The 20,540-nt window shown below is 68.6% G+C and carries 16 protein-coding genes; 6 read left to right on the plus strand and 10 right to left on the minus strand.

The window, feature by feature from the left end; all coding sequences use genetic code 11:
• Positions 1-49: 49 nt before the first annotated feature.
• The 3 genes from PIQ37_RS16915 to PIQ37_RS16925 all read right to left on the minus strand — a co-directional run bounded on the left by PIQ37_RS16915 (position 50) and on the right by PIQ37_RS16925 (position 8,332).
• The gene (locus PIQ37_RS16915; RefSeq protein ID WP_342074354.1) at positions 50-769 is read right to left on the minus strand and encodes a hypothetical protein; all 720 of its coding nucleotides are present in this window, start codon (positions 767-769) and stop codon (positions 50-52) included.
• Between the two features lie 689 nt (positions 770-1,458).
• Positions 1,459-5,283, minus strand: a complete 3,825-nt coding sequence (locus PIQ37_RS16920) for a LamG-like jellyroll fold domain-containing protein (protein ID WP_342074355.1) — start codon at positions 5,281-5,283, stop codon at positions 1,459-1,461.
• 271 nt (positions 5,284-5,554) lie between these two features.
• Positions 5,555-8,332, minus strand: coding sequence for a TonB-dependent receptor (locus PIQ37_RS16925; RefSeq protein ID WP_342074356.1), 2,778 nt, complete (start codon positions 8,330-8,332; stop codon positions 5,555-5,557).
• A gap of 295 nt (positions 8,333-8,627) precedes the next feature.
• Between PIQ37_RS16925 and PIQ37_RS16930 the strand changes: the two genes are divergently transcribed.
• Complete coding sequence (locus PIQ37_RS16930) at positions 8,628-9,650, plus strand: sugar kinase (protein WP_342074357.1); 1,023 nt, start codon at positions 8,628-8,630, stop codon at positions 9,648-9,650.
• A gap of 326 nt (positions 9,651-9,976) precedes the next feature.
• Here the strand turns inward: PIQ37_RS16930 and fabV are convergent, their stop codons facing one another.
• The 3 genes from fabV to PIQ37_RS16945 form a co-directional block, all read right to left on the minus strand.
• The gene (gene fabV, locus PIQ37_RS16935) at positions 9,977-11,182 is read right to left on the minus strand and encodes an enoyl-ACP reductase FabV (RefSeq protein ID WP_342074358.1); all 1,206 of its coding nucleotides are present in this window, start codon (positions 11,180-11,182) and stop codon (positions 9,977-9,979) included.
• A gap of 513 nt (positions 11,183-11,695) precedes the next feature.
• The gene (locus PIQ37_RS16940; protein WP_295941482.1) at positions 11,696-12,328 is read right to left on the minus strand and encodes a response regulator transcription factor; all 633 of its coding nucleotides are present in this window, start codon (positions 12,326-12,328) and stop codon (positions 11,696-11,698) included.
• Positions 12,325-13,422: a sensor histidine kinase gene (locus PIQ37_RS16945; RefSeq protein WP_342074359.1), complete on the minus strand. Its 1,098-nt coding sequence runs from the start codon at positions 13,420-13,422 to the stop codon at positions 12,325-12,327. Before PIQ37_RS16945 ends, PIQ37_RS16940 begins: the two co-directional genes overlap by 4 nt.
• Before the next feature lie 224 nt (positions 13,423-13,646).
• Here PIQ37_RS16945 and PIQ37_RS16950 point away from each other — a divergent pair, with 224 nt between their 5' ends.
• From PIQ37_RS16950 to lldD, 4 genes are all read left to right on the plus strand, one after another.
• Positions 13,647-14,228: a methyltransferase family protein gene (locus PIQ37_RS16950; RefSeq protein WP_342074360.1), complete on the plus strand. Its 582-nt coding sequence runs from the start codon at positions 13,647-13,649 to the stop codon at positions 14,226-14,228.
• Positions 14,229-14,238: 10 nt separating this feature from the next.
• Entirely contained in the window at positions 14,239-14,694 is a 456-nt protein-coding gene (locus PIQ37_RS16955) for a DUF2214 family protein (protein ID WP_342074361.1), read from the plus strand.
• Between the two features lie 103 nt (positions 14,695-14,797).
• Positions 14,798-15,598, plus strand: coding sequence for a transcriptional regulator LldR (lldR, locus tag PIQ37_RS16960; protein ID WP_342074362.1), 801 nt, complete (start codon positions 14,798-14,800; stop codon positions 15,596-15,598).
• 13 nt (positions 15,599-15,611) lie between these two features.
• A complete protein-coding gene (gene lldD, locus PIQ37_RS16965; RefSeq protein WP_342074363.1) occupies positions 15,612-16,772 on the plus strand; it encodes an FMN-dependent L-lactate dehydrogenase LldD in 1,161 nt (386 codons plus the stop codon).
• Positions 16,773-17,045: 273 nt separating this feature from the next.
• Here the strand turns inward: lldD and ku are convergent, their stop codons facing one another.
• Both ku and PIQ37_RS16975 read right to left on the minus strand, forming a co-directional pair.
• Complete coding sequence (ku, locus tag PIQ37_RS16970) at positions 17,046-18,020, minus strand: non-homologous end joining protein Ku (RefSeq protein WP_342074364.1); 975 nt, start codon at positions 18,018-18,020, stop codon at positions 17,046-17,048.
• The gene (locus tag PIQ37_RS16975) at positions 18,020-18,415 is read right to left on the minus strand and encodes a hypothetical protein (RefSeq protein WP_342074365.1); all 396 of its coding nucleotides are present in this window, start codon (positions 18,413-18,415) and stop codon (positions 18,020-18,022) included. Before PIQ37_RS16975 ends, ku begins: the two co-directional genes overlap by 1 nt.
• A 158-nt stretch (positions 18,416-18,573) precedes the next feature.
• On the opposite strand from PIQ37_RS16975, the gene PIQ37_RS16980 reads away from it, so the two are divergent.
• Positions 18,574-18,876 (plus strand): hypothetical protein, encoded by a 303-nt coding sequence (locus PIQ37_RS16980; protein ID WP_193313880.1) that lies wholly within the window; start codon positions 18,574-18,576, stop codon positions 18,874-18,876.
• A gap of 131 nt (positions 18,877-19,007) precedes the next feature.
• Here the strand turns inward: PIQ37_RS16980 and PIQ37_RS16985 are convergent, their stop codons facing one another.
• Complete coding sequence (locus PIQ37_RS16985; protein ID WP_342074366.1) at positions 19,008-19,403, minus strand: DUF779 domain-containing protein; 396 nt, start codon at positions 19,401-19,403, stop codon at positions 19,008-19,010.
• On the minus strand, positions 19,403-20,431 hold the full coding sequence (adhP, locus tag PIQ37_RS16990) for an alcohol dehydrogenase AdhP (RefSeq protein WP_148828231.1): 1,029 nt from the start codon (positions 20,429-20,431) through the stop codon (positions 19,403-19,405). Before adhP ends, PIQ37_RS16985 begins: the two co-directional genes overlap by 1 nt.
• Between the last annotated feature and the right edge of the window lie 109 nt (positions 20,432-20,540).

A 20,540-nucleotide genomic window follows, 5' to 3' on the forward strand; every position in this document is an offset into this window, starting at 1 on the left:
AAATCCGTGTTAATCCGCGCCGCTAAACGGCGTCGGCTTGGACGAATTGTTATGCCGCTGGCGATTCATCTCGAGAGTCAGCCAGATCAATAACAAGTACCTTTCCCTTGATCCCGAGTTCTCGAAGCTGGTCCTGCATTCCTTCTGCTGGCAGGGGAACGCCTTGGTTGCACATACAAATGTCCCGGACGATGTCGCCGATGCTCCTCATGCTATTTCCTAACAGGGCGGTGAGCTCAACATCGTCCCAAGGAGCCGTCTGACCCCGCCCCGACGAAACGGCGAATGCGTCGGCATGCCACACGCACGCCGAACCGAATATTGGAAACAGCGTGTTCGCCCCGTAAGGCTCTTCTGAGTAAAACATCTCCCAAACAGCGAAGTTGTTGAGGTAGTGCTGTCTCGATATTTGGGAGTCGAAATGCGACTTCGCAGTGCTCTTCTGCAGGGAATCCCAGCAATTCGTGTGCGTACTTAGCCGGGGCCACTTCGCCTCGAAGAGCCCCACTTTGAAGTGGCTCTTGTTTCGGAAAATGATGCAGCCGTCCGTGCCGGTCTTACGTTCTATACGAGGGGTCAACACTTGTGAGTGCGCGGAAACTCCTGGGATTGCGCGGCTGTTGATTTCCCTACGCAGGGCGCTAGTAAAATTGGACGTGTAATCGTTCTCACTGACGACGATACCATGCATAAGGTCTGCGCGAACAAGTCGATCAGCCCACTCGGCACAGTTTGAAAGTTCCGAGATTACGTTCAGTGGCGCGAGCATCGATGCCTCCTTGCGGCACAACGTGTGAATTAAGCCGACTGGCGAAACCAGTTCGGCTTGAACGAATTGTTAGGCCGCTGCCCGAAGGAGCAAAAGCCCAATGATGCAAAAGACCAAAGAACCGGGATCAGAGTGCAGTTTCTAAGATGCTGGGCACAGGAAGAGAACAAACTGACGCCATTTGCTCTACCAAAGTGTCTGTTCGCGCCACCAAGTTAGTAACTTATAAAAACTAAGGCTTATGCCGACGATATTGATTTTTGGTGCTTGGACTACGGTAGCTGCCGCCCTTATGGGAAGAGCCGTGGCCCGACAAGTAGTGACCGCCGTGACTGGATGTGTGATGTGCGCCGGATGCGCGGACTCGAGCGTCCGCGGATGCGGCGGCCAAGCACATGGCGAATCCAGCCAGCGCCGTGATGAGCGAAACTCTGGTGAACATCGATTCCCCCTGAGAAATGTCGAGTTCTAGCTTTCCTGACGCGTACTGAGGTGTGCGCCGCACACCGCAGGCACGTGCAACCGTTCAATAAGGTCAGATGGGAGTCCCCCTCCCAGATGAACGATTCTGTTGTAGCACGACGCGAAGCGACGCGTGGAGACAAATGTAAATTCTGTCCCGAAGTCGCTTCCTTGCGACGGCGCCTCCCGTTATCGAAGAGAGGGCTGTTGGCTTACGCCCAGTTGGATCAGGGCAACTCCATCGCGTTATTGCGCTGCGTCACCTCGTCCACCTCGCTCTCGGTGACTACCCGCAACCGGCCACCGTAGATACTTGCGCCTGCCGGCACCGCCAGCCGAACGTTCGCGATCCTGGGCTCCAAATCCCGCGGCGCCTCCAACGCAGCAAACGCCGCCCGCGCCAATTCCCGACCCCGCGCATCCTCCAACACCACAAACCCCGCCGGCGCATCTACATGCCCCAGGCTATGCACAGTCACCTCGATGACATCGCCAGCCACCCGCACATCCCCACGGCCAATCCCCAGATCCGGCCGTAGCTCGACCGGCACCGCAGCCGGCGTGACCAACTCGAACTCCGTCACCACCGTCTTGCCGGCCGGGAATTCCACATCCACCGCCCCGCTCTTCTCGAACGCGAACTCACGCGTGGCCGCCTTGCCGTCGATCTTCCCATCGCCATCGCGATCCACACCCGCACGCATCCGCCACTGCCCAGCGGCGACATTCCACCCCGTCATCTGCGCCCGCTGCACCTTGCCGCTGGTGTTGTAGGCGATAACGGTAAAGCGATCCTGCCGCGGCTTCGGCAGCAGCAGCGCCACCTGCACTGCGCCTTCCGGATCGGCGAAGCGCCAGCTGACGGTGTGGCCGGGGTAGGTCTGGTTGCGCTTGAGGGCGACGCCGCCGAGGCGGGCGCGCTGCAGGTTCACGGTTGGCGATTCGACGCGGTCGCTCCACCAGTGGCCTTCGGTGTTCATGTAGAAGGTCTGCAGCTTGTCGCGGGTCTCGGCGCGGTACAGGGTTTCCAGCCAGCGCGTATCGCCGCTCTGTTCCCAGGCGACGTGGTGGGCGAAGTCCGGGGCGTCGTCGGGGTCGGCGTCGACCGCCGCCTTGGCCAGGCTGGCGCCCCAGCTGTCGCGCTTGCCGAGCACGTCGAGGAAATTCTCGTTGAGCAGGGACAGGCCGCCGGGGCCGGCCTTGGCGACGCGGTAGTCGAGCGCCTTCAGATAGCGCGCATCGCCGGTCCAGCGGTAGGCGGCCCAGAAGGTGTGCAGGGTATCGGGGCCGCCGCTGCCGTCGAACAGGCTGCCGCCGCGTGTCTTGCCGGTGGCCCAGTTGATCTCGTTGGGCAGCGCCCATTGGCCCTTGGCGTCGGTGTAGGCGTGGGCCAGGTAGCCGTCGGCCAAGCCAGTGACGATGCGGCGGCTGTTGGGGTCGGCGTTGTAGCCGCCCAGCAGCAGCGCCGGGTGCAGGATCGGGAACGAGTAGGGCTTCTGCCACTGCCAGTTCGGTTCGCGGTAGACCTTGCGCCCGCCGAACCAGTTGCTGGCGAACAGCAAGTGACCCTGCGGGTTGACCTGGATGATGCGGTCGAACGCCTTCACCGTGCGCATCAGCCGCTCCACCGTCAGCGGGTCGCCCCAGTTGAGGTAGAGCATTTCGCTGTTGATGTTGATGCCGTCCTCGTAGGAATGCAGTTCGTCGGTCTCGATGGTGGAGAGGCCGTCGGTGAACATGCCGTTGCGGTAGTTGGCGTCGGACAGGGCGGTGAGCGAGGCGGTGAGCTTGTCCGGATCCACGCCCATCAGGGCGACGCCGGGCCATTGCTGGGTGAGGTCGGAATCGTCGGAGATGCCGCCGCCGAAGTCGCCGTAGTCGACCTGGCGCTCGTCGATCCACCAGTTGATGTAGCGGCGCGTGGCCTTGAGGTCTTCCAGCTGCCAGAACGCCCAGCCCGGCACGCCCTTGGGCGGCTGCGGCAACTGCACCGGCAGCGGGCCCTGGTTGCCGTAGCTGATGTCGGCCCAGTACTGGCGGCCCAGCGCGTTGTCCGGGTCTACCCGCAGCAGGTCGTGGATATCCGCATCCAGGCGCGCGTACAGGCGCTGGCGCTTGGAGGTGGTGTGCTCCTCGACCAGGAAGCCCCAGTTGTCCTTGACCTGGGTGAAGCGGTCGGCGATGTGCTCGGCCTTGGCTTGGTCGCGCGGCTTGAACAGCAGGCGCAGTTGCGCGCCATCCAGCGCGCGCGCGTCGAAGCCGGGCGCGGCCGAGGCGATGCTGAGCATCAGGCTGTCGTCGGTCAGGATGCGGTCGCGCAGGTCCAGCCACAGCGTGCGCGCCTGCCCGGGCGCGACCGAGACCGACACGTCGAGCATGTCGCGGCCGGGCCAGATGGGATCCTTGACGCGGATATTGAGCGGGATCAGGCCGTTGTGCGTGGCCGGCAGCTGCAGGGCCGGCAGGTCGATGGCGATGCCGTCCAGGCCGTCGTGCATGTTCTCCCAGCCGTAGGACCAACTACGCATCAGCGGCTGCGCGGCCGGCGCGTCGCCGAGGTTGGAGGGGATGAGCACGTGGACGATGGGCAGCGGCGGCAGCGCGGTCTTTTCGTCGGCTCGCTTGCGCGACGGCGCCTTGGTCGGCAGCGCGACCACGGTGCTGCGCTCGTCCGGCGGGTAGCGCCCGGCGATGTAGGCGCGCAGCGCGGCGAGGTTGGCGTAGTCCGGGGCGATGTCGCTGCGCACGGTGTAGCGCAGCGTGGCGCTGGGGTTGGCCGGCTCGGCGCCGGCGCCGACGTCGTAGGCCCAGATCTCCTGGATCGGGGTTTCCTGGGCGACGTTGGTGAAGCGCAGGTGGCCGCCGCGGCGGCGCTCGAACTGGTCGACGCTGCGCACGGTGCCTTGGGCGCGCGAGAACAGCGGCGTGGGCGTCGCGCCATCGGCGGCATAGGTGGCCTGGCCGTAGGCGGCACCGCGCAGTTCGATGCGGTTGAACGGTTCGTCGGGCAGGGCCAAGTCCAGCGCCTTGCCGCCTTCGACGTAGACGTTCCAGTCGGGCAATTGGAAGTAGTCGTTGCGGCCGGGCAGGCGCGAGCGGTTGTACACGCCAGGCCAGGTGGTCTCGGCGATGCCGTCGGTCGCCTTCCACATCCACTCCTTCAGGTCCTTGGCGTCGGCGAATTCGACCTTGCGGATGCGCGTGGACGGGGCATCCAGCGCCGGCGGTGCGCGGCCGTGGTCCCAGCCGAAGCGGTGCAGCCAGGCGTTGCGCGCGGCGCTGTCGGGCACCGCCTCGGCGCTGCGCGGTTCCTGCTGCCGGGCCAGCGCGGCGACGCCGGCGGCGTCGAGCATTCGGTCGTAGACGCGGATCTCGTCGAAATCGCTGCCGCGCAGGAAGTTGTAGCGGCTCTGCACTTGGTGCGGCGCCAGCACGCGTGCGGCCAGGCCGAGCTGGTCGAGCGCGGCGTCGAAGTCGAGCGAGCCGCCGTCGGCGCAGGCCTGCGTGCAGTCCACGCGCGCGGCTTCCTTGCCGTCCACGTACAGGCGCACGCCGCGGGTCTCGTCCCAGGCGAAGGCCAGGTGGGTCCAGGCGCTGGGCGCGGGGAACTTGTCCAGCGTGAAGGAGACGCGGGTGCGGGCCAGGTTGGCGTCGGTGACGAAGGCATCGAAGCCGTGGCCGTTCCAGTCGATGCGCAGCCAGGCCATGTCCCAGCTGGTGTGGTCGGCGTAGCCGACGCGGAAGATCACGAACGGCGCTTCGCCCACCGGATAGCGCGAGCGCCAGAAGAACGACAGCGTGCCGCGCTGGGTGTAGATGTTGCCGGGGGCGTTCCAGGACAGCACGCCGTCGTCGGCCCATTCGATGGCCTGGCCGGAGACGCCGGTCGGCACCAGGGCGATCTTGTCGCGGAAGTTGGGTGTGGCATCGCCCTTGGCGACGTCGGCGTCCAGGCCGTGGTCGGCGGAGACGCGGAACAGCAGTTCGGGGGGGGCGGCGGCGGCGATGGTGGGGAGTGCGAGGGCACAGAGCAGGGCGAGACTGTGGAGCATGCCGCGCAGGCGCACGGGGAGTGCAGTAGCAGACCGAGGCCAGCTGTCGCGGCTGAAGCCGCTCCTACGAGGAGCCGGTGCGCGCGTAGGAGCGGCTTCAGCCGCGACGATGTGGTCGGCGACGGCGCCACTGCGAATTGCCTGTTTCATCTCGCTCCTTTGCGATCGGCGCGCACCCTGGCGGCGCGCGTCGATCTCCCTCCCCGGCCCGCGAGTATGCGGGCAGCGGGGCGTTGCCGATGCCGCAGCGCGGCACCGGCGAACGCAGTCTTCAGAACTTGTAACGCACCCCGATCGCGTACTGGCGGCCGGTCTCGCTGTAGGTCAGCGGCAGCTGCGCGCCGGTGGCGCTGGTCTGCACCCACTCGTAGTACGGCACGTTGGTCAGGTTCGACCCTTCCAGGCTGATGTCGATCTTCTCGTCGATCTTGTAGGTCAGCTTGGCGTCCACGACATTGGTGCCGCGCATGCCGTGCATGTCGAAGCCGGTTTCCGTGGCCGGCACCTGGGTCAGGTAGCCGTCGCGGTGGGTCAGCGACACGCGGCCGCTGAAGCGCTCGCCTTCGTAGAACAGCGTGGCGTTGTACGAGTTCTTCGACAGGCCGGTGAGGTCGGTGTTGAACGACAGCGCGCCGGTACCGGTGACGTACTGGATCTTCGACTGCACGTAGGTGTAGTTGAGCTGGGTGCCGAAGTTGGCCCACTTGCCCGGCAGGAAGCTGAAGGGCTGGATGTAGTTGAACTCGGCGCCCTTCAACTTGCCGCCCGGGGTGTTGAGCGGCACGCTGAAGACGAAGTCGTCGCTGGCCGCCGCGCCAGTGCCGTCGAGCAGGCTGACCGGCAGGCCGCTGCTGGAGTACGGGGCGATCGTGCGCGCGGTCTGCACGAAGCTGTCGATGTCCTTGTAGAACAGCGCCAGGCCGAGCATCGCGCCTTCCTGCAGGTACCACTCGAAGCCGAGGTCGGCGGTCTTGGCGCGGATCGGATCCAGGTTCGGATTGCCACCGCTGACCGTGCGCGCACCGCCGGCGACGGCGACCGTCACGCCCGGGGTCAGGCTGCCCAGGCCCGGCCGCGTCATCACCTTGGCGGCACCGAAGCGGACCAGGAAGTCCGGGGTGATCTCGGCGACCAGGTTCAACGACGGCAGGGTGTCGTGGTAGTCGCGCTCGACCGTGGTGTTGATCAGGTTCGAGCCGACCAGGGCGTAGCCGGTGGACGACTGGTTGGTCTTCACGTAGCGCACGCCGATGTTGCCGGAGAACGGGATCGCGCCGATGTCGAAGGCGAAGTCGCCCATCAACCAGGCGCCGCGGTCCTTCTCTTCCACGCTGCGGGTGTTGACCGCGCGCTCGGTCAGCGTCCAGGTGCCGGTGCCGCTGTAGATGCCCAGCGCATCGGCGATGCCGTTGAGGTCGGGCACTGCCCAGTTCGACGGCGTGCCCTCGATGCCCTTGAGCCCCGCGAGCGCGACCAGGTCGGTCGGCACGATGCGGTTGCCGGTGGCGAAGGTCGGCACGCTGGTCTCGGACGCGCGGCGGAACTCCTTGGTGTCGAAGCCGTAGTTCTTGGCCAGCACGCCGCCCTTGAGGGTGAAGTTGGTGCCCAGGTTCCACTCGAAGTTCAGCGAGCCGGTGTCGAAGCTGTTGTTGGCCGACTGCGGACGCATGCGCACTTCGGCCAGGGTCCAGCCGTTGGCGGCGGTCGGGTCGATGCCGTAGTTGAACACCGGCGAGGTGTAGCTGTTGCGGTAGTCGTAGCTGTAGCCGGCGACGTTGTTCTTGTCCATGATCACCGTGGTCTGGATCGGGTTCCGGTGCTTGGAACTGGAGGTGCCGATCTCGCCGGTGATCTTGAAGGTGTCGCTGAAGCGGTGCTCGCCGTTGAGGGTGAGCTGCTTGAAGACCGTGTTCCACTCGTCGTGGCGGTTCTCCGAGCGGATGTCGGTGTTGTCGAAGCGGCCGTACAGCAGCGCACCGGAGGCCGGGTCGACGTAGCCGTCGCGCACGATCATGTCCGGCTTGCCGTTCTGCGAGCGGCCACGGCTGAAGCTGATCGCCTCGATGTAGTGCTCGTCGCGCTTGGCGTCGATCTTCGAGTACAGGCCGTCCAGCGAGAACTCGGTGCTGTCGTTGGGCTTCCACTGCAGCGAGCCGGTCACGCCCAGGCGGTTCTGCTCGTGCTCCATCTGCGTGTAGCGCGGGATGCGCGGGCTGAACACGTTGGCGCTGTTGGCGGCGGCGAACGGCGAGGTGGGGCTGTAGCCGTTGTTGCTCGGGCCGTTGGCCCAGCGCGTGGTGCCGCTGCCTTCCTCGAGCACCTGGCGCTCGGAGTAGGCCACCGACATCAGCGCGCCGAAGGTGCCGTCGGCCCAGGTGTTGGCGACCAGCGCGGCGATGCGCGGATCGGCCTTCTGCGACATGCCGTTGTAGGTGGCCTGGCCGTTGGCGGCGAAGGTGAAGCCGTCGTAGTCGAACGGCCGTGCGGTGCGCAGGTCGACCGTGGCGCCCAGCGAGCCTTCCTCGACGTCGGCCGAGGCGGTCTTGCGCACCACCATCTGGGTGAACAGGTCCGAGGCGAACACGTTGAAGTCGAAGCCGCGGCCGCGGTTGGTGCCGCCGCTCTGGTCGCTGGCACCGACCGTGGTCAGCGCTTCCATGCCGTTGATGCGCACGCGGGTGAAATCCGGGCCGAGGCCGCGCACGGAGATGTTGCGGCCTTCGCCGGCGTCGCGGGTGATGACCACGCCGGGGATGCGCTGCAGCGATTCGGCCAGGTTGGTGTCCGGGAACTTGCCCACATCCTCGGCGACGATGGCGTCGACCATGCCCTTTTCGGCGCGCTTGATGTCCAGCGCCTTCTCCACGCTGGCGCGGTAACCGGTGACGACGACGGTGTCGAGCTCGGTGGTGGCATCGGCCGAGGCCGCGGCGGGCGGCGCGGCCGCCGGCGCGTCCTGTGCCTGCAGGGCACCGGCCTGCAGGGCCAGGCCGATCGACAGCGCGAGCAAGGTAACCGGTGTCTTCCGGCGTTCGGTACGTGATTGCATGTCCTCCCCTCCCAAGGGTTACATGACGGCGTGGAACTACGGGCGTTGTCGCGAATGACACCGCTGGTCAAAACCAACGTTAACAGTTGCGAAACATCCCGGCATCTTGCAGCGCAACAGAGTGCCCGGCGACCCAAGGGTCTTTGCAGTCAATGAGATAGCGCAGGATCGCGACGTCGGCCAGTGCCGAAGCGCCTGCTGACGCACAAAAATGACACCGCTAGTCACTTTTTCTGGTCGGCGTTTGCATTTCGCGGCATGCTTGGCGTCCCTTCGGCTGCCGGACCCGCCTGCCATGACCGTTTCCCGCATCGTCTGCTTCGGCGAACTGTTGCTGCGCCTGGGCGCGCCCGGCCACGAGCGGCTGCTGCAGACCCCGCGGCTGGAGGTGCAGGTGGGCGGTGCCGAGGCCAACGTGGGCGTGGCGCTGGCGCATTTCGGCCATGCCGTCTCGGTGGTCAGCGTGCTGCCGGACAACCCGCTGGGCCAGGCCGCGGCCGGCGAACTGCGCCGGCATGGCGTGGACACCAGCGGAGTGCGCTTCGTGCCCGGGCGCATGGGCCTGTACTTCCTCAGCACCGGCGCCGGGCACCGCCCCAGCGAGGTCACCTACGACCGCGCCGGCTCGGCCTTCGCGCTGGACGCGGGCGACCGGCACGACTGGCCGGCGCTGCTGCACGGCGCGCAGTGGCTGCACCTGTCCGGGGTGACGCCGGCGCTGGGCGAACGCGGCGCGGCCGCGGCGCTGGCGGCGGCACAGGCGGCACGCGCGGCCGGGGTGCGGGTGTCGTTCGACGGCAACTACCGCCCCAAGCTGTGGGAGGCCTGGAACGGCGATGCGCCGGGCATCCTGCGCCAGCTGTTGGCCCAGGCGGACGTGCTGTTCGCCGACTACCGCGACCTGGAGGTGGTGCTGGGCCACCGCTACCCGCAGGACAGCGTGCAGGCGCGGGTGGACGCCGGCGCGCGCGACGCCTTCGCCGCATTCCCGCAGCTGCAGGCGATGGCCTGCACCCAGCGCGTGGCGCACAGCGTCGACCGGCACAGCCTGGGGGCGATGCTGCTGCGCCGCGACGGCGGCGTCGCGCAGGCGCCGGCCGAGGAGCTGAGCGGCATCGTCGACCGCATCGGCGGCGGCGACGCCTTCGCCGCCGGGGTGCTGCACGGCTTGAGCCAGGGTTGGGACGACACCGCCACGATCCGTTTCGGCCTGGCCGCCGGCTGCCTCAAGCACACGCTGCCGGGCGACGTGCTGGCGCTGAGCGAGGCCGAGGTGCAGGCATGCGTGGGGGCGACGCGGTTCGATGTGAGGCGGTGAGGCCGGGAGTGGGGAATGGGGATTGGGGAATCGTGAAGGCGCTGGCGCTGCGGGGTTTGCGTGCGGATCGGCGTTGCGGTGTGGCGGGGTTTTAGTCGTGGGGGTGTGCTGGCAATTCCGGCACCACGGCTTCGCGTGTCGCGGCTGAAGCCGCTCCTACGGGTGCAGCGTGTGCTCTCGTAGGAGCGGCTTCAGCCGCGACATGCATCGAACGTTGGCGATGCGTGGTGCAAAAGAAAACGGCCGACATCGCTGCCGGCCGCATGTTCTTTTCGGGATTCAGGATCAAAACGACTCTCGAATCCCCACTCCCCAATCCCGGCTCCTCAGAGCTCCACGCAATCGAACTTGACGTCCGGGTCGACCTCGGCGTCGTAGTCCACGTCCTTGCGCTCGAAGCCGAACAGCTTGAGGAACTCGTGCTTGTAGCCGGCGTAGTCGGTGAGCTGGAACAGGTTCTCGGTGGTCACCTGCGGCCACAGCGCCTTGCAGGCGTCCTGCACGTCGTCGCGCAGTTCCCAGTCGTCCAGGCGCAGGCGGTTCTCGTCGTCGGTGGCGGCCGGCTGGCCGTCCTCGCGGTACAGGCGCTCGCGGAACAGGCGGTCGGCCTGTTCGATGGTGCCTTCGTGCAGGCCCTTTTCCTTCATGATCTTGTAGACCATGGAGATGTACAGCGGCATCACCGGGATCGCCGCGCTGGCCTGGGTCACCACCGATTTCAGCACCGCCACGTTGGCCGCGCCGCCGTGCTGCTGCAGGCGCGCGTGCAGGCGCTGCGCGGTCTGGTCGAGGTCGACCTTGGCCTTGCCGAGTGCGCCGTGCCAGTAGATCGGCCAGGTGATCTCGGTGCCGATGTAGCTGAAGGCGACGGTGCGCGCGCCCGGGGCGAGCACGCCGGCGGCATCCAGCGCATCGATCCACAGTTCCCAGTCCTGGCCGCCCATCACGGTGACGGTGTCCTCGATCTCCTGTTCGGTGGCCGGCTCGATCGAGGCCTCGATGATGGCGTCCTTGTTGGTGTCGATGGCGGTGGCGGTGTAGGTTTGGCCGATCGGCTTGAGCGCCGAGCGCTTCACTTCGCCGGTGCTCGGCAGCTTGCGCACCGGCGAGGCCAGCGAATACACCACCAGGTCGACCTGGCCGCCCATGTCCTGCTTGATCAGTTCGATGACCTTCGCGCGCGCCTGGTCGGAGAAGGCGTCGCCGTTGATCGACTTGCTGTACAGGCCGGCGGCCTTGGCCTGCTTGTCGAAGGCGGCGGCGTTGTACCAGCCGGCGGTGCCGGCCTTCTTCTCGCTGCCGGGCTTTTCGAAGAACACGCCGAGGGTGGCGGCGCCGAAGCCGAATGCGGCGGTGATGCGCGAGGCCAGGCCGTAGCCGCTGGACGCGCCGATCACCAGCACGTTCTTTGGCCCATCGTGGCGCACGCCGCGCGCGCGCGTGGCGGCGATCTGCTCGAGCACGTTGCGCTCGCAGCCGAGCGGGTGCGTGGTGGTGCAGATGAAACCGCGGACTTTCGGATGGATGATCAACGTGAATTCCTCGTCGGCACAATGCCCGCGGCATCTTAATGTCTGCGGCGGGTGTGCAGAAGTCCCGGCGGCAGCACACGGCGGGGTATGGAGTTCGGTGTGGGTGGGCGCGCGCGTTCGGATGGGTCGCGTCGCGGCTGAAGCCGCTCCCACATGGGGCGGCGTCGCGGCGGCGGATGTCGTGCTGGCGCTATGGGAACAGGGCTCATCGGCATCCCTTGCACCGCGGCGTCGGTTGTCGCGGCTGAAGGGCACCTCGAATAACGCGTTATTGGGCGGCTCTGCGTGATGTCTTGTCTCGATTGTAGGAGCGGCTTCAGCCGCGATGGGCATTCCGGGTAACACCCGTCGCGGCTCAAGCCGCTCCTGCAAGCAGCCTTCGTCGTTGTTGGAGGTGCCCTGAAGCCGCTCCTACGGCATTCAGCAATCCGCCGTGTCGGATCGATGGTGTGGGAGGGACTTCAGTCCCGACGCGCTGCCGGTGGCCGCCGCGGCGCTGCCGCTGGTGCGCGCTCAGATGATGCGCAAGGTGATCGCCTTGAGCACGGCGCGGGTGCGGTCGCGGGTGCCGAGCTTGTCGAGGATGGTGGAGACGTAGTTCTTCACCGTGCCCTCGGCCAGGAACAGGCTGCGCGCGATCTCCTTGTTGGAGTAGCCGCCGGCGAGCAGGCGCAGGATCGCCACTTCGCGTTCGTTGAAGGTGTCGCACGGGGCGTCCTCGTCGCGGTAGCGGTAGCGCGCGCGCACCGGGTCGGTGCTGACCGGCTGCAGCAGGGTCTCGCCGGCGGCCACGCGCGCGATCGCCTCGCGCAGGTCCTCGGGCGCGGCGTCCTTGAGCAGGAAGCCCTGCGCGCCGGCCGCGGTGGCGCGCAGCAGCAGATCGGATTCGTCGAAGGTGGTGAGCAGCAGCACCGGCGTGCGGTCGCCGCGCGCGCGCAGCTGCTGCAGCGCCTGGATGCCGTCCATGCCGGGCATGCGGATGTCGCTGAGCACCACGTCCACCGGCGTGGCCGCCACCACGTCGAGCAGCGCCTGGCCGTCGTCGGCCTCGCAGGCGACGACGATGCCCTGGGTCTGCAGCAGCGCGCGCAGGCCCGCACGCACCAGCACCTGGTCGTCGGCCAGGGCGATCCGCAGCGCGCTCACAGCGGCAGCCTCGCGCTCAGCTGCATGCCGCCGAGCGGCGTGCGGCCCAGTTCCAGGCACCCGTGCAGCGCCGCCAGGCGCTCGCGCATGCCGGCAATGCCGTTGCCCTCGCGGATGCGCTCGGCGCGGTGGCCGTCGTCCTCGATGTCCAGGCACAGCTGCTGCCGCTCCTGGCCCAGGCGCACCCGCACATGTGCCGCGTCGGCATGCCGGGCGGCGTTGGTCAGCGCTTCCTGCACCAGCCGCAGCAGGGTCTCGGCCAGATGCGGATCGGTGATGCGCAGCGCCGGGTCGATCTGCAGCTGCAGTTGCGGCCGCGGGAACGGTGCGGCCAGGGCGCACAGCGCGGTCTCCAGGTCCACGCCGCGGTCGTCGCGCAGCGACTGCACCACCGCGCGGATGTCGGCCAGCAGTTCGCCGGACAGCCGCTCCACCGTCGCCACCTCCGCGCGTTGCGCCAGCGCCGGATCGGCCAGCAACAGGCGCAACTGGATACGCATGGCGGTGAGCTTGTGCCCGGCGACGTCGTGCAGTTCGCGCGCCAGGCGCAGGCGCTCGGCATCGCGGGTGCTGTCGGCGAGCAGCGCGCGGGTGGCCAGCAGGTCGGCGTTGACCCGCGCCAGCGCCTCGCGCGCCAGCTCGGCAGTACGCGCGTAGTGCGCGCTGAGGCCGGCGAAGGCATGGAAGCCGGCGTAGATCAGCGTGGTCAGCAGCGGATGCCTGATCCCGGCGGCGGACAGCGCCAGAAACGTACCCAGGTTGGCCAGCAGCGCCAGCACCAGCACGGGCCGCGGCGGCCACTGCAGCGCCACCTGTGCGACCACCACCACCAGCAGCACCGGCGCCGTGCCGACATGCGGCTCCAGCCAGACCAGGGCCATCGCCGCGGCTGCCTCGACCCACAGTGCGACATCGCGCCAGCGTCCGGGCAGATAGTGCGCGCCGAGCAGCGGCAGCAGGAACAGCGCCGCCGCGGTCCAGCGCCAGGCGACCAGCGCATGCGGCGCGAACTGGAACGACCACAGCACGGTGGCCACGGTCAGCAGCCCGGCCAGGCGCTTGGGTTCGATCAGGTCGTGCAGGAATCGTTGCATGGCACGGATGCTGACCGCGTGCCGACGCCGCGGCAATGGGGCAGGCGCAGAAAGTGACTTCCGGCAGGCGGACGGCATGACCAGCGGCCACTGCCGCGCCACCCCGATGGCGCCACACTGCGTCCATGCCCTGCCGGGTGCCGGACGATCGGCACGCAGGACGGGCCCGGTTCATCCACCCTGCCACGCAATGCGTGGTGCACGCCGCCACGAGGAACACCGTCATGCTCCTGACCCTGCGCCATCCGGATCTGCTGTTCATGCTGCTCGGCCTTGGCTGGGGCGCGTACGAGATGCTGCTCAGCCGCCGCCGTCGCGCCGCCGATGGCGGTGCGCGCGACCAGGGCACGCTGCGCCTGCTGTGGCGCGTGCTGTACGGCGCGGTGGCGCTGGGCGCGCTGCTGTCGCTGCTCGGCGTGTGGCGCTATGCGCCGCACCTGCGCGAGCCACTGCGCTGGTTGGCCTGCGCGCTGCTGGCCGGCGGGCTGGCGCTGCGCGTGTGGTCGATCCGGGTGCTGGCGCGCTGGTTCACCGTCGACGTGACCATCCAGGAAGGCCACCGCCTGGTCCGCCACGGGCCGTACCGCTATCTGCGGCATCCCTCCTACACCGGCGCGCTGCTGGCGTTCTACGGGCTGGCGCTGGGCATGGGCAACGTGCTGTCGCTGCTGGCAATCGTGCTGCCGGTGACCTGGGCGTTCCTGCGCCGCATCCGGGTCGAGGAAGCGATGCTGACCCAGGCCTTCCCCGAGGAGTATCCGGACTACGCCGCGCACAGCTGGCGGCTGCTGCCGTGGGTGTGGTGAGGCCGCCGCGATGGCGCTGCGCGACCTGATCCTGGCCAGCCTGCACCACCTGGCGATGCTGCTGCTGATCGCCACGCTGGTGGCGGAATGGACCCTGCTGCGTGCGCCGCCGGACCACCGCCAACTGGCGCGGCTGGTCCGCGCCGACGCCGACTACGGGCTGGCCGCGCTGCTGATCCTGGTGGTCGGCGGCCTGCGCGTGCGCTACGGGCTCAAGGGCGCGGTCTACTACCTGCACAACCCCTGGTTCTGGGCCAAGCTCGGGACCTTCGCGGCGATCGGCCTGATCTCGCTGGTGCCGACGCTGCGCCTGCTGCGCTGGCGCCGGCAGGCGCTGCTGCAGCCGACGTGGGCGCCGGACACGGCACAGGTGCGCACGCTGCAGCGGTTGATCGGGGTGGAACTGGGCCTGTTGGCGGTGCTGGTGGTACTGGCTGCGGCGATGGCACGTTACGGCATGACCTGATTGGTATTACCAATTTTGGTAGCGCGCATCGCTGAAACCATTGACGCGGCGTGATACCAGGCGCCTAATGGCCACACCATTCGCGCTCCGCCAGTTTATTGGTATGACCAATAGTCTTAAAGCTGCCGCTACCGCCACTGCCGGCGAGTCACCCGCCCGACTCAGCGACCGGGTCGCCGCGCAGCTACGCACGCTGATCGCGCAACGCGGCCTAGCGGTCGACGCGCGCCTGCCCGCCGAGCGGACCCTGGCAGCGGAGCTGGGCGTCTCGCGCCCGGTGCTGCGCGAGGCCATCGCCCAGCTCGCCAGCCAGGGGCTGCTGCGGGCCCGGGTGGGCGGCGGCACCTACGTGCAGCGGCCACCGACTCCGGAAGACCAGGTGGTGGCGCCGCTGCAGCCGTTCCTGCCGTTGCTGCACGCCGACCCGGAGTACCGCTTCGACGTGCTGGAAGCGCGCCATGCGCTGGAAGGCGCCACCGCCTGGCATGCGGCGCTGCGCGCCACCGACGACGACCGCGCGCGCATCGAGGCGGCCTACGAGGCCCTCCTGCAGACCCATGCGCAGGCCGATGCGGCGGCGCAGGCGCACGCCGACGCCGATTTCCACCTGGCCATCGCCGAGGCCACCCACAACCGGGTGCTGCTGCAGGTGATGCGCGGGCTGTTCGACCTGCTGCAGGCCAACATCTCGCAAAGCCGGCAACAGCTTTTCGAGTCGCCGCGCATCTTCTCCGCCCTGCTCGCCCAGCACCGCGCCCTGCGCGACGCGATCCTGGCCGGCGACCCCGAACGCGCCCGCGCCGCCGCGCACACCCACCTGGAATTCGTGCACGGCGCGCTGCGCACCCTCGACGAGGACGATGCGCGCCGCGCCCGTGCCTCGCGCCTCCCCTCCTCTCCCTGACCGCCCAGCCCCCATGATCATTTCCGCCTCCACCGACTACCGTGCCGCCGCGCAGCGCCAGCTGCCGCCGTTCCTGTTCCACTACATCGACGGCGGCGCCTATGCCGAGCACACCCTGCGCCGCAACGTGTCCGACCTGAGCGACATCGCCCTGCGCCAGCGCGTGCTGCGCGACATGTCGGCGCTGGACCTGCGCACCGAGCTGTTCGGCGAACGCCTGGCCCTGCCGGTGGCACTGGGGCCGGTGGGCCTGACCGGCATGTACGCGCGCCGCGGCGAGGTGCAGGCGGCCAGGGCGGCGGCGGCCAAGGGCGTTCCGTTCACCCTGTCCACGGTGTCGGTGTGCCCGATCGAGGAAGTGGCGCCGGCGATCGACCGGCCGATGTGGTTCCAGTTGTACGTGCTCAAGGACCGCGGTTTCATGCGCAACGCGCTGGAGCGGGCCAAGGCCGCGGGCGTCACCACCTTGGTGTTCACCGTGGACATGCCGGTGCCGGGCGCGCGCTACCGCGACGCGCATTCGGGCATGAGCGGCCCCAACGCGCCGCTGCGGCGCATGCTGCAGGCCGTCACCCATCCGCGCTGGGCCTGGGACGTGGGCCTGCGCGGGCGCCCGCACGACCTCGGCAACATCTCCACCTACCGCGGCCATCCCACCGAGCTGGCCGACTACATCGGCTGGCTCGGCGCCAACTTCGATCCGTCGATCTCGTGGAAGGACCTGGAGTGGATCCGCGAGTTCTGGACCGGGCCGATGGTGATCAAGGGCATCCTCGATCCGGACGACGCGCGCGATGCGGTGCGGTTCGGCGCCGACGGCATCGTCGTTTCCAACCATGGCGGGCGCCAGCTCGACGGCGTGCTGTCCAGCGCGCGGGCGTTGCCGGCGATCGCCGATGCGGTGAAGGGCGAGCTGAAGATCCTGGCCGACTCCGGCGTGCGCAACGGCCTGGACGTGGTGCGCATGCTGGCGCTGGGCGCCGACACCGTGCTGCTCGGCCGCGCCTTCGTCTACGCGCTGGCCGCCGCCGGCCAGGCCGGCGTGGAGCATCTGCTGAGCCTGATCGAGAAGGAGATGCAGGTGGCGATGACCCTGACCGGCGCCAAATCGATCGCGGCGATTTCGCGCGAGTCGTTGGCGCAGGTGACGCGCGAGGGGATGGTCTCGCCGTAGGACGGGTCGGGCCATCCGCGCGCACGCTGCACGGCGATCGCGCGTGCCTGTCGCGAGGAAGCGAGGACGTGGACGCCAAAAACGACCGAGCAACGACACCCTCGCAATCGCGGTCGTTCGTGTTGACTGGGCCGGCGCACCACCGAGGCCGGGCGGCATGAGCTGGACACCGGTCAACCGCCCCGCACTGCACGCCTGCGGCGCATCTGCCGGTCCTGATGCGGCGTCCTCGGGACCAGCGGCACGCCCTCGCGCCGCCGCACCCCGCCTGCCCTAGCCCGCCTTGCGCCGCGCCGGCGCCTTGCGCGCGGCCGGCTTGGCCTTGGCCGCCGGTTTGGCGCGTGTGGCTTTCTTCGCCTTGCCGGCCGCGGCCTTGGCCGGCTTGGCCGCCTTCTTCGCGGTCTTGCGTACCGGCACGCGCTCCTCCTGCCTGGCCGGCGTGCGCTTCTTGGCGTCCAGGCTCTTCTGCAGCAGCGACATGAAGTCGACCACGTTGGTGGTGGCGTCCTCGCGCTGCGGCGCCTCGGCGTCCTCGTCGACCTGGGTGGTGCCCTCCTGCGCCTTGATCCGTTTCTGGATCACCGCGTGCAGCCGCTCGCGGAATTCGTCGTGGTAGGAATCGGGATCCCAGCGCCCGGACATCGAGTCGATCAGCTGCGCCGCCATCTCGGTTTCCTTGGCGCTGATCCGGTAGTCGGCGGCCTTGCCGCTGGGCAGCGTGTAGTCGTCCAGGTCGACCAGCTCCTGCGGGTAGCGCAGCAGGATCAGCACCAGCGCATCCTGCAGCGGCATTACCGCCGACAGATACTCGCGGGTGCGGATCACCACCCGTGCGATGCCGACCTTGCCGGTATTGCGCAGGGTCTCGCGCAGCAGCACGTAGCCCTTCTCGGCCTTCTTGCCGGGCACCAGCACGTAGGGTTTCTCGAAATAGCGCAGGTCGATCTCGGCGGCGTCGACGAAGGCCTCCACTTCCACCGTCTCGTGGCTTTCCGGTGCGGCCGAGGCGATGTCCTGCTGCTCCACCACTACGTAGTTGCCCTTGCTGTACTCGTAGGCCTTGACGATGTCCTTCCACGGCACTTCCTCGCCGGTGTCGGCATTGACCCGCTCGAAGCGGATCGGGCGCTTGTCGCGCGCATCGAGCATGCGGAAGTGCAGGTCGATCTGGCGTTCGCCGGACATCAGCGACACCGGCACGTTGAGCAGGCCGAAGGACAGCGTGCCGGTCCAGATCGGGCGCGGCATCAGTGCGCCTCCACGCCGGCGGCCTGCGCCGGCAGGTGATCCAGCGCCTGCCAGGCGTCCTCGATCACCTGCCGCGCCTGGGTCCAGTCCAGCCGCGAGTCGCCGCGCATCAGGTCCCAGTGCGCGGCCAGTTCGTCTTCGGTCTCGGCGCCGGGCCCGCGCGGCCAGCCGCGGGCATGGGTCTGCAGGGCGAAGGCGTAGGCCGGGCACAGGTCGCGCCACGGCGTGCGGTGGCGGGCGCGGCGCTGGCGGTAGTCGGCCAGGCTGTAGCGGCGATAGTCCGGTGCATCCTGCGGGCGCAGTGCCGCACCACGGCGGCGCGGCGGCGGAGCGCTCGGCAAGGGATCCAGATGGGCGTTGAACAGCAGCGGGTCGGGGCGGTCGCTGGGGCGCATGGCAGGGCTCCGGGCGGCAACGGCGGCGGGGGGACGCGCAGCAGTAGCGCTGTAGCCGTTAGCGACCCGTGACCGATCCGTGGAGGATGCGCGATTCGCAATGGCTTCATCGCGCCGGCGGTGAACTGGACCTCCGCCATTCCCTGGAGGAACCGGACATGTCCACGCCCACCGATCCGCTGCGCCAGGCCGCGCCTGTCCCCGGCGAACAGCGCGGCAAGCGCCAGACGCAGGACCGCGAAGACCGCGGCGCCGGCGACCGCCCCGAGACCATCGTCGAACACGAACCGCGCACCGGCGAGAACCGCCCTGCCCCGCAGGACACGCCGGCGCACTCCACTCCGGATACGGCACACGGACGGCATGCCGACGCCAACCAGGACGAAGCGCTGGAAGAGACCTTCCCCGCCAGCGACCCGGTGTCGCCGTTCGTGCCGGCGAAGGCGCCGAAGGCGTCGTAGCCGCCAACGCCGTCGTCGATGCGGCCTTGCGGCGCAGGGCATCCCGAATGCCTGGCCATGTAGGAGCGGCTTCAGCCGCGATGGGCGTTCCCGGGAACGCCCATCGCGGCTGAAGCCGCTCCTACAGTCCACTACACCTTCCCCGCCGCCTCCAGCGCGGCGTACTCGCTGCCGCTGAACAACCGCGAGCGCACCAGGAAGCGCACGCCCTCGCCGTTCTCCAGCGAGAACATGCCGCCGCGGCCGGGGACGACGTCGATGATCAGCTGGGTGTGTTTCCAGTAGGCGAACTGCGACGGGCTGATGTAGAACGGCGCCTCGCCGATTTCGCCAAGCAGCACGTCGCGGTCGCCGACGATGAAGTCGTCCTGCGGATAGCACATCGGCGAGGAACCGTCGCAGCAGCCGCCGGACTGGTGGAACAGCAGCGCGCCGTGCCGCGCCCGCAGTTTCGCGATCAGCTGCAGGGCCGGCAGCGTCGCCAGCACCTGCGGCGGCAGCGCGGCGGCGGGCGCGGGCGCGTCCATCAGGCGGCCATGTCCAGCACGATGCGGCCTTCGATCTTGCCGGCATGCATGCGCGCGAACACGTCGTTGACGTTGTCCAGGGTGTCGGTGGCCACGGTCGCGGCGACCTTGCCCTGCTCGGCGAACTCCAGCGATTCCTGCAGGTCCAGGCGGGTGCCGACGATCGAGCCGCGCACGGTCACGCCGTTGAGCACCATGCCGAAGATGTCCAGCGGGAACTGGCCCGGCGGCAAGCCGTTGAGCGAGACGGTGCCGCCGCGGCGGACCATGCCGATGGCCTGCTCGAACGCCTTCGGCGACACCGCAGTGACCAGCGCACCATGCGCACCGCCGATTTCCTTCTTCAGGTACGCCACCGGATCGGTGGTGCGCGCATTCACCGTCACCGTCGCGCCCAGGCGCGTGGCCAGCGCCAGCTTGGCGTCGTCCACGTCGACCGCGGCCACGTTCAGGCCCATCGCCTTGGCGTACTGCACCGCCATGTGGCCGAGACCGCCGATGCCGGAGATCACCACCCAGTTGCCGGGCTTGGTGTCGGTGACCTTCAGGCCCTTGTACACGGTGACGCCGGCGCACAGGATCGGCGCGACCTCGACGAAGCCGATGTTCTTCGGCAGGTGGCCGACGTAGTTGGCATTGGCCAGGGCGTATTCGGCGAAGCCGCCGTTGACCGAGTAGCCGGTGTTCTGCTGCGCCTCGCACAGGGTTTCCCAGCCGCCCAGGCAATGCTCGCAATGGCCGCAGGCCGAGTACAGCCACGGAATGCCGACGCGATCGCCTTCCCTGACGTGGTCCACGCCGGCGCCGACCGCCACCACATGACCCACGCCCTCGTGGCCGGGGATGAACGGCGGGTTCGGCTTCACCGGCCAGTCGCCCTCGGCCGCATGCAGGTCGGTATGGCATACGCCGCAGGCTTCGATCTTGACCAGGATGTCGCCGGCCTGCGGCCGCGGCACCGTCACTTCCTCGATCACCAATGGCTTGCCGAACTCACGCACCACGGCGGCTTTCATCGTCTTGTCCATCGCAACGCTCCTGAGAAAAACGGGTCCTGTCACCATCGCGCGACCGGCGACGGAGTGCCTTGATCCAGATCAGTTCGCGAGCGGACGACGGCACGCCGGCAGCGTGCCG

This window comes from Xanthomonas protegens (assembly GCF_038442435.1).
GTDB classification, from domain to species: Bacteria; Pseudomonadota; Gammaproteobacteria; order Xanthomonadales; family Xanthomonadaceae; genus Xanthomonas_A; species Xanthomonas_A sontii.

What these genes read in the sequence shown, in the direction of transcription:
- PIQ37_RS16975 (WP_342074365.1), bottom strand. Translation starts at nt 18,415, where the DNA reads ATGCGCCCCAGCGACCGCCCCGACCCGCTGCTGTTCAACGCCCATCTG.
- PIQ37_RS16950 (WP_342074360.1), top strand. Translation starts at nt 13,647, where the DNA reads ATGCTCCTGACCCTGCGCCATCCGGATCTGCTGTTCATGCTGCTCGGC.
- PIQ37_RS16925 (WP_342074356.1), bottom strand. Translation starts at nt 8,332, where the DNA reads ATGCAATCACGTACCGAACGCCGGAAGACACCGGTTACCTTGCTCGCG.
- ku (WP_342074364.1), bottom strand. Translation starts at nt 18,020, where the DNA reads ATGCCGCGCCCGATCTGGACCGGCACGCTGTCCTTCGGCCTGCTCAAC.
- PIQ37_RS16930 (WP_342074357.1), top strand. Translation starts at nt 8,628, where the DNA reads ATGACCGTTTCCCGCATCGTCTGCTTCGGCGAACTGTTGCTGCGCCTG.
- adhP (WP_148828231.1), bottom strand. Translation starts at nt 20,431, where the DNA reads ATGGACAAGACGATGAAAGCCGCCGTGGTGCGTGAGTTCGGCAAGCCA.
- PIQ37_RS16955 (WP_342074361.1), top strand. Translation starts at nt 14,239, where the DNA reads ATGGCGCTGCGCGACCTGATCCTGGCCAGCCTGCACCACCTGGCGATG.
- PIQ37_RS16985 (WP_342074366.1), bottom strand. Translation starts at nt 19,403, where the DNA reads ATGGACGCGCCCGCGCCCGCCGCCGCGCTGCCGCCGCAGGTGCTGGCG.
- lldR (WP_342074362.1), top strand. Translation starts at nt 14,798, where the DNA reads ATGACCAATAGTCTTAAAGCTGCCGCTACCGCCACTGCCGGCGAGTCA.
- PIQ37_RS16920 (WP_342074355.1), bottom strand. Translation starts at nt 5,283, where the DNA reads ATGCTCCACAGTCTCGCCCTGCTCTGTGCCCTCGCACTCCCCACCATC.
- PIQ37_RS16915 (WP_342074354.1), bottom strand. Translation starts at nt 769, where the DNA reads ATGCTCGCGCCACTGAACGTAATCTCGGAACTTTCAAACTGTGCCGAG.
- PIQ37_RS16980 (WP_193313880.1), top strand. Translation starts at nt 18,574, where the DNA reads ATGTCCACGCCCACCGATCCGCTGCGCCAGGCCGCGCCTGTCCCCGGC.
- PIQ37_RS16945 (WP_342074359.1), bottom strand. Translation starts at nt 13,422, where the DNA reads ATGCAACGATTCCTGCACGACCTGATCGAACCCAAGCGCCTGGCCGGG.
- lldD (WP_342074363.1), top strand. Translation starts at nt 15,612, where the DNA reads ATGATCATTTCCGCCTCCACCGACTACCGTGCCGCCGCGCAGCGCCAG.